The sequence below is a fragment of the Arsenicibacter sp. R0_47 genome (genome assembly GCF_057652235.1).
On the sequence record NZ_JBYFCJ010000006.1, the window covers coordinates 91,509 to 98,388 of the forward strand.

5 protein-coding genes are annotated in these 6,880 nt (G+C 54.0%); 4 read left to right on the top strand and 1 reads right to left on the bottom strand.

Annotation, left to right across the window (positions count from 1 at the left end):
- Positions 1–148 precede the first annotated feature (148 nt).
- Positions 149–1,288 (bottom strand): acyltransferase family protein, encoded by a 1,140-nt coding sequence (locus AC23NW_RS13420; protein WP_487450121.1) that lies wholly within the window; start codon positions 1,286–1,288, stop codon positions 149–151.
- A gap of 82 nt (positions 1,289–1,370) precedes the next feature.
- Between AC23NW_RS13420 and AC23NW_RS13425 the strand changes: the two genes are divergently transcribed.
- The 4 genes from AC23NW_RS13425 to AC23NW_RS13440 form a co-directional block, all read left to right on the top strand.
- Positions 1,371–3,950 carry a family 20 glycosylhydrolase gene (locus AC23NW_RS13425; protein ID WP_487450122.1) on the top strand — a complete coding sequence of 860 codons (2,580 nt, stop codon included), beginning with the start codon at positions 1,371–1,373 and terminating at the stop codon, positions 3,948–3,950.
- A 95-nt stretch (positions 3,951–4,045) separates the two neighbouring features.
- Complete coding sequence (locus AC23NW_RS13430; protein WP_487450123.1) at positions 4,046–5,317, top strand: MFS transporter; 1,272 nt, start codon at positions 4,046–4,048, stop codon at positions 5,315–5,317.
- 112 nt (positions 5,318–5,429) lie between these two features.
- Positions 5,430–6,599 (top strand): XylR family transcriptional regulator, encoded by a 1,170-nt coding sequence (locus AC23NW_RS13435; protein ID WP_487450125.1) that lies wholly within the window; start codon positions 5,430–5,432, stop codon positions 6,597–6,599.
- Between the two features lie 88 nt (positions 6,600–6,687).
- Positions 6,688–6,880, top strand: a 193-nt coding sequence (locus tag AC23NW_RS13440) for a hypothetical protein (RefSeq protein WP_487450127.1), incomplete at its 3' end; no start/stop codon positions are given.

Consider the following 6,880-nt stretch of genomic DNA (forward strand, 5'->3'; position numbering starts at 1 on the left):
ATAATCTAGTACGCTGCCTCCTTCTCTAGTTATCCGGGATAAACCGCACGCAGCCGGCGTCGATTTGCTGAACACCGAACAACTGGGCGTGCAGAAAGAGTTTCTGGCGAAATAACCGGTATCCGAAGCGGTAACAGGCCGCTACACGTCATAGCTTTATAAATAACTTCTTCTTATATAGCCACCAGGCCGGAACAAAGTTGATGCCGACAAACAGCAGTCCGTAGAGCATACTGACAAATTTAGGGTCAAGCCCTGCACTGGTCAGCGCCAGCTGGAACTGCTGGTTCAGGGCAAGACCACCCACCGGTAACCGGTAAAAAATTACGCCCAGCAGATCACCGATCACATACACAGCAATAGCATTGGCCCCGAAGATAATGCCCGGCGCCGTTCCCCGTTTATGCCCCAGCAGATCGACGCTGAAATACATGGCTCCCAGTGTCAGGGCCGCGAATCCTGAAGTCACCAGCACAAAGGAGCTTGTCCAGAGATTTTCGTTGACCGGAAAAATCAGCCCCCAGAAATAGCCGGTAGCGGCCGAAAGCAGCCCGGCTGACATGAGGTAATTCACTTTAACGTGCGGATTTAATGGTGTCAGCAGCAACCGGCCGGCCAGCATGCCGGTAAGGCCCGAAACAACCGACGGAATCGTACTCAGGATACTCTCAGGATCCCAGGTCCCCTGCCACATCTTGCCGGGCAGGTACAGGCGGTCGAACCACGCCACGAGGTTAACGCCGGGCTCCAGCATAACCCGCCCCACACCCGGCGTCGGAATCTGCGTCAGCGCCAGCCAGTAACTAAGGAGCAGGATGACCGCCAGCCAGGCTTGCTGTTTCCAGTTCGTCGTCAGAAAAATAAACGCGCACAGCATAAACACAATGGCGATGCGGTGCAGGGTGCCGGTCCACCGGATATTGCTGACATCAAAGTCGGGTTGCAGGTTCAGGAACATGCCCACCGCAAAAATCTTCAGCGACCGGACGACTATTTTCCGATACATCTCTCCTTTCGGCGCTCCGGCGTCCAGCCGTTTGGCATAGGCAAACACGATAGATACCCCAATGATAAACAGGAAAAACGGCGCGACCAGATCGGTAAACGACAGACCGTTCCAGATCGTGTGGTGCAGCGTATGATACACCTGCTCACCATCGCCGGGAAAGTTCACCAGCAGCATGGCCGCAATGGTAAAACCGCGCATCGCATCCAGCGAAATCAGCCGGTTAGGCGCAGGCAGGTGACCGAGTAATGTGCCGGTTCCGGCAGTGGGTTGTGTTATCATGGCAAAAGAGAAAAGTCCGGGCCAACAATGGTATTTTTAGTACGCATTCCCGTATTATTAGGACTACTTAACCGTCGTATTGATGAGGACTTTTTTCGCTTCGTTGCTGCTCCTGACTGCCCTGTTCGTAACGAGCTGTCAGACAGACAGAAAAACTTCAGATGGTGATGCAAAAATCGCCGTTTCGTGGGAGCTGCTTACCAATTTCACCGATGTACCGACCGGCTTCAATGCCCGTTTTACCATCACGAATAATACCGGCGAAACCCTCACCGATGCCAACTGGAAGCTGTTCTTCAACATGGCTCCCCGGCCGATCCTGACCAATAAAACGCCGCAGCCGGCCACGGTGCAGCACATCAACGGCGACTGGTATATGCTCGTCCCTGAAAAAGGCTTTTCGCTGGCGGCAGGTAAACGCATTGACATCAACTATTCAGGTACTGAAGCGGTGATCAAGGAGACAGACGCACCGATGGGGTTATACGTCGTCTTTTACGATGAATCCGGCAAGGAAAAACAGATTGCGCAGGTAGGCGATTATACCGTCAAACCCTTTGTCCGCAACGAACAGCTGCGGCGGGGCACCGACGAACTGGAGACGGTCATCACGCCGCAGACACGCTACGCCGATAACCTGTCGGCCAGCCTGATTCCGGCCGATAAACAGCTTAACGTCATTCCCTCGCCGTTCCGGCTTACCACCCGGCCAGGGCAATTTACGCTTACCCCGCAGACAACTATCTATGCCGACAAGGGCCTTGACAACGAAGCCGCCTTCCTCCGCGACAAATTAAAGGCGATTACGGGTGCTGACGTTGCCATACAACCAACCGGCAACGCAGCAACGGGTATTTTCCTGAAAACCGGCAACGTATCAGTTGACGGGAAAACGCACGAAGCCTATACACTAACCGTCGATCAGCGGGGCATCACCATCACCGGCGGCGATGCGGCCGGGACATTCTATGGCGTTCAGAGTCTGTTGTCGATGATTCCGGCAGAGGCCTACCTCAAAAACACAGCACAAATTCCGCTCGGCTTTGTGCAGATTGATGATGCACCACGGTTTCCGTTCCGGGGGCTGCACATGGACGTCAGCCGGAACTTTCAGACCAAAGAAACCATCCTCCGCTTTCTGGACTTGCTGGCGTTTTACAAGGTCAATCACTTCCTGTTTTATACCACTGAAGACGAAGGCTGGCGGCTGGAAATCGACGGACTTCCCGAGTTGACGCAGGTGGGCGCGCAGCGGGAACACACGTCGGGCATGAACGCTCCCGCCCTGCATCCGGCCTACGGCTCCGGCCCGAAAGCGTATGACAAAGGCAAATACGGCAGTGGGTTCTACACGAAAGCCGACTTTATCGAGATTCTGAAATACGCCAAAGCGCGGCACATCAAGGTTATTCCGGAACTTAACTTCCCCGGCCATGCCCGCGCCGCGATTAAAGCGATGGAGGCCCGTTACCAGCGGCTGATGAAGGAGGGAAATGCAGCTGCTGCCAACGAATACCGCCTGATTGATCCTGATGACAAATCCGTTTACCAGTCGGCGCAGGGCTATAAAGACAATGTGGTCAGTGTGGGCCGCGAATCGACCTACCGCTTTTACGAAAAGGTCGTGGATGAAATCACGAAGATGTACAAAGAGGCCGGTTTACCGATGGACGTTATGCATGCCGGCGGTGATGAGGTAGCCGGCGGCGCCTGGACTAAATCGCCTGAAGCCGCAAAAGTCCTGCGTGACCATCCGGAAATCGGTGACCCGAAAAACTTACAGGCTTACTTTTTCCGCGAATTGGTAAAACGGCTGAAAAAACGTAACCTTACCGTGCATGGCTGGGAAGAGGTGGCCTTACTGAAAGCCCCGAACGGCGAATACATGGCCAATCCGGAATTTGCGGGCGGCAGTGTGGTGCCTTATATCTGGAACAACCTGTTCGACTACGACCTCGGCTACCGGCTGGCCAACGGCGGTTATCCGGTGGTGTTGTGCAATGTCTCGAATTTCTATTTCGACCTTGCCTACAACAACGACCCCAAAGAGCCGGGGCTGTATTGGGCCGGTTTCGTTGATACCCGCAGCAACTGGACCTTTGCGCCTTACGACATGTTTAAGACAACATTTAAAAACAGCATGGGCAAAAAACTGGATAAGGAGTTTACCGGCAAGGTACGGCTCAAGCCGGAAGCCCGCAAGAACATCATCGGCGTGGAAGCCCAGATCTGGAGTGAAACCATCAAAGGCCGTGACATGATCGAATATTATTCGCTGCCGAAACTGCTCGGTTTTTCCGAAAGCGCCTGGGCTCCTGCCCGTCCGTGGGAGACAATTGAGGACAAAACCGCCCGTGAGCGGTCGATGGCGGAAGGCTGGAACGTGTTTGCCAACACCATTGCCCGCAAGGATCTGCCACGGCTGGCCCGTATCAACGGCGGATACACCTACCGCCTGCCGCTGCCGGGCGCAGTGATCGACAACGGGGTTCTTAAAGCCAACGTCGAGTATCCGGGCCTTACGATCCGGTACACCACCGATGGCTCGGAGCCAACCCCGCAATCAACGGCCTATACCGGTCCGGTAAAGGTGTCGGGGACGGTAAAGCTCAAAAGCTTCGACCTCGCCAACCGTTCCAGCCGCACCGTCGAAATCAAGTAAACCACCGGAAAGCAGTTACTTAAATTACTCCTTTCGGTCGCTATTCGGCGACAGCCCGCTCAATCACTCATTCACTCATTCGCTCATTGACGTACATGAAGTCCAATACCCTGATTGTTGTCCTGATCCTGCTTATTTTCTTCGTCATTTCGTTTCTGACGAATATTCTGGGGCCGATTATTCCGGATATTATCCAGAGCTTTCACCTCAGCATCGGGCTGGCGGGATTTCTGCCGTTTGCGTTTTTCGTGGCATACGGGGTTATGTCGATTCCGTCGGGGATTCTGGTCGAAAAATACCGCGAAAAACGGGTACTGGTGTGGGCATTTGTCCTGGCTTTTGCCGGCGCGCTCCTGTTTGCCCTGGTACCGGGCTTCAGTGTCTCGCTGTTATCGCTTTTCCTGATCGGGATTGGTATGGCCATGTTGCAGGTGGTGATTAACCCCCTCCTGCGGGTGGCGGGCGGTGAAGCCAATTTTGCCTTTAACTCGGTTCTGGCCCAGCTATTTTTCGGCGGGGCGTCATTTCTGAGCCCGTTGCTGTACAGTTACCTCGTGCAGCATGTACACAGCGGCCCCACCGACTCCGCCCTGATCCGGCTGTTTAACCAACTCGTGCCCGCCGACCTGAAATGGGTGTCGCTCTACTGGGTCTTTGCCGTCACCGCCCTGCTGATGGTAGTAATTATCGGGCTGGTCCGTTTCCCTGACGTGGCACTCAAAGACGACGAACGCATCGATACCGGCAAAGCATTCAGCGACCTGCTGGGCAACCGTACCGTCTGGCTGTTTTTCTTCGGCATTTTTGCCTACGTCGGTACGGAACAGGGTGTTGCCAACTGGATTTCTAAATTTTTGCAGACCTACCACAACGTCGATCCGGCAACGACCGGCGCCACGGTGATTTCGTATTTCTGGGGCCTCCTGACCGTAGGTTGTTTACTAGGGCTGCTGCTGCTCAAATTCCTCGACAGCCGGCTGGTACTGAGCCTCTTCACCGTAGGCGCCATTATCTCCCTGGCGGCCGGTCTGTTCGGTTCGCGCGAGGTAGCCTTGTATGCTTTTCCGGCAGTCGGGTTCTTTGCCTCAGTGATGTGGTCAATTGTGGTTTCGCTCGGACTTAATTCCGTTCCCCACCACCACGGCACGTTTTCGGGTATTCTTTGTACCGGCATTGCCGGTGGTGCCATTGTCCCGCTCATCATCGGCGGCCTCGCCGAGCTGACCGGCCTACGCACCGCCATGCTGTTTTTATTTATTACGTTGGGCTATATTTTCAGCATCGGCATCTGGGCCCGCCCGCTGGTCACCAACGCGAGGATAAAGTTAAAGAGTGAAAGAGCGAGAGAGCGGTCCGCCGCGCGGTGAAAGAGCGAACCATGCTTTCGCTGTTTCACTCTTTGACGCGAAGCGGTCACTCTTTCGCTCTTTATCTCTTTCACTCTTTACTGCGAAGCAGCGCTCTTTCGCTCTTTAACCCATGTATAAGATCATTCTGCTTATCGACTTTTCGGAGGACTTCAGCAAGCGGTTGTTGCAGGGGATTGTGAAATACTCCCGCGAGCACGGACCGTGGGTGTTCTGTCGTATGCCGCTGTACTACCGTGAAACCATCGGTATAGAGGGGATTCTGAACTGGGCCCGTGAATGGGGTGCTGACGGCATTATCGGTCAGCTGTACAAGGAAAAAGACAAGGACATCAGCAAGCTGGTCGAATCAGGATTACCCGTTATTGCGCAGGATTTTGACGAACGGTTTACCGACATTCCGAACATAACAGGAGCTTACCAGGAGACGGGAAGACTGGCCGCCGACTATTTTCTGGCCAAGGGCTTTAAGCACTTTGCCTTTTACGGCTTCAGGGAAATTGTGTGGTCACGGGAGCGGCTGGAAGGTTTTGAAGAACGGATTCAGGAATCCGGATTCAGTGTTCATACCTTCCGGCAAAATCAGAAGCGGGCAAGCGACCTGTGGTATTACCTGCCGAACTCGCTCAGTGAATGGCTGGTGTCGCTGCCCAAGCCCATTGCAATCATGGCCTGCGACGACCGGCAGGGCCAGCACATCACGGAAGCCTGCCGCCATGCCGGTATCCGGATTCCGGAGGAAGTTGCCGTGATCGGGGTTGACAACGATGAAATGATCTGCGACCTGTCGGATCCGCCGCTGTCGAGTATTGCCCTCGACGCCGAAAAAGGTGGTTACGATGCCGCCCGTCTCCTCGACCAGATGATTCAGCACGGCACAAAGGAGTTTTACGACATTGTCATTAAGCCGATGCAGGTTGTAACCCGCCAATCGACGGACATTTACGCAACCCCCGACGACTACATTGCCTCATCGCTGAAGTTTATTCACCAGAATATCGACAAAAACCTGCAGGTCGATGATGTAGTGAAGCAGGTGCCGTTGTCCCGCCGCGCCCTTGAAAAACGGTTTCTGGAGATCACCGGCTATCCGATTTATAAGTATATCGCCAACCTGCGCATCGAAAAGTTTTCGAAAAAGCTGCTGGAAACCGATATGACTGTCTTCGAAATTGCCCTCGACATGGGCCTGAACGACACCAAAAACATTGCCCGCCAGTTCCGCCAGGTCAAGGGCTGCACACCGCTCGAATACCGGCAGAAACATCTGGCGGGGAAATGACTTCCGGGTTCTGGTGGTTATTGGTTGCTGATAGTTGCTGGTTGTTCTGAGTTGCTGGTTGTTGCTAATGGTTCTGGGTTGCTGATGGTTGCTGATAGTTCTGAGTGTCAGCGAGACTAAGCAGAACCATCAGCAACCATTCAGAACCATCAGCAACCATTCAGAACCATCAGCAACCATTCAGAACCATCAGCAACAATCCAGAACCATCAGCAACCATTCAGAACTATCAGCAACCATTCAGAACCATCAGCAACCATTCAGAACCATTCAGAACCATC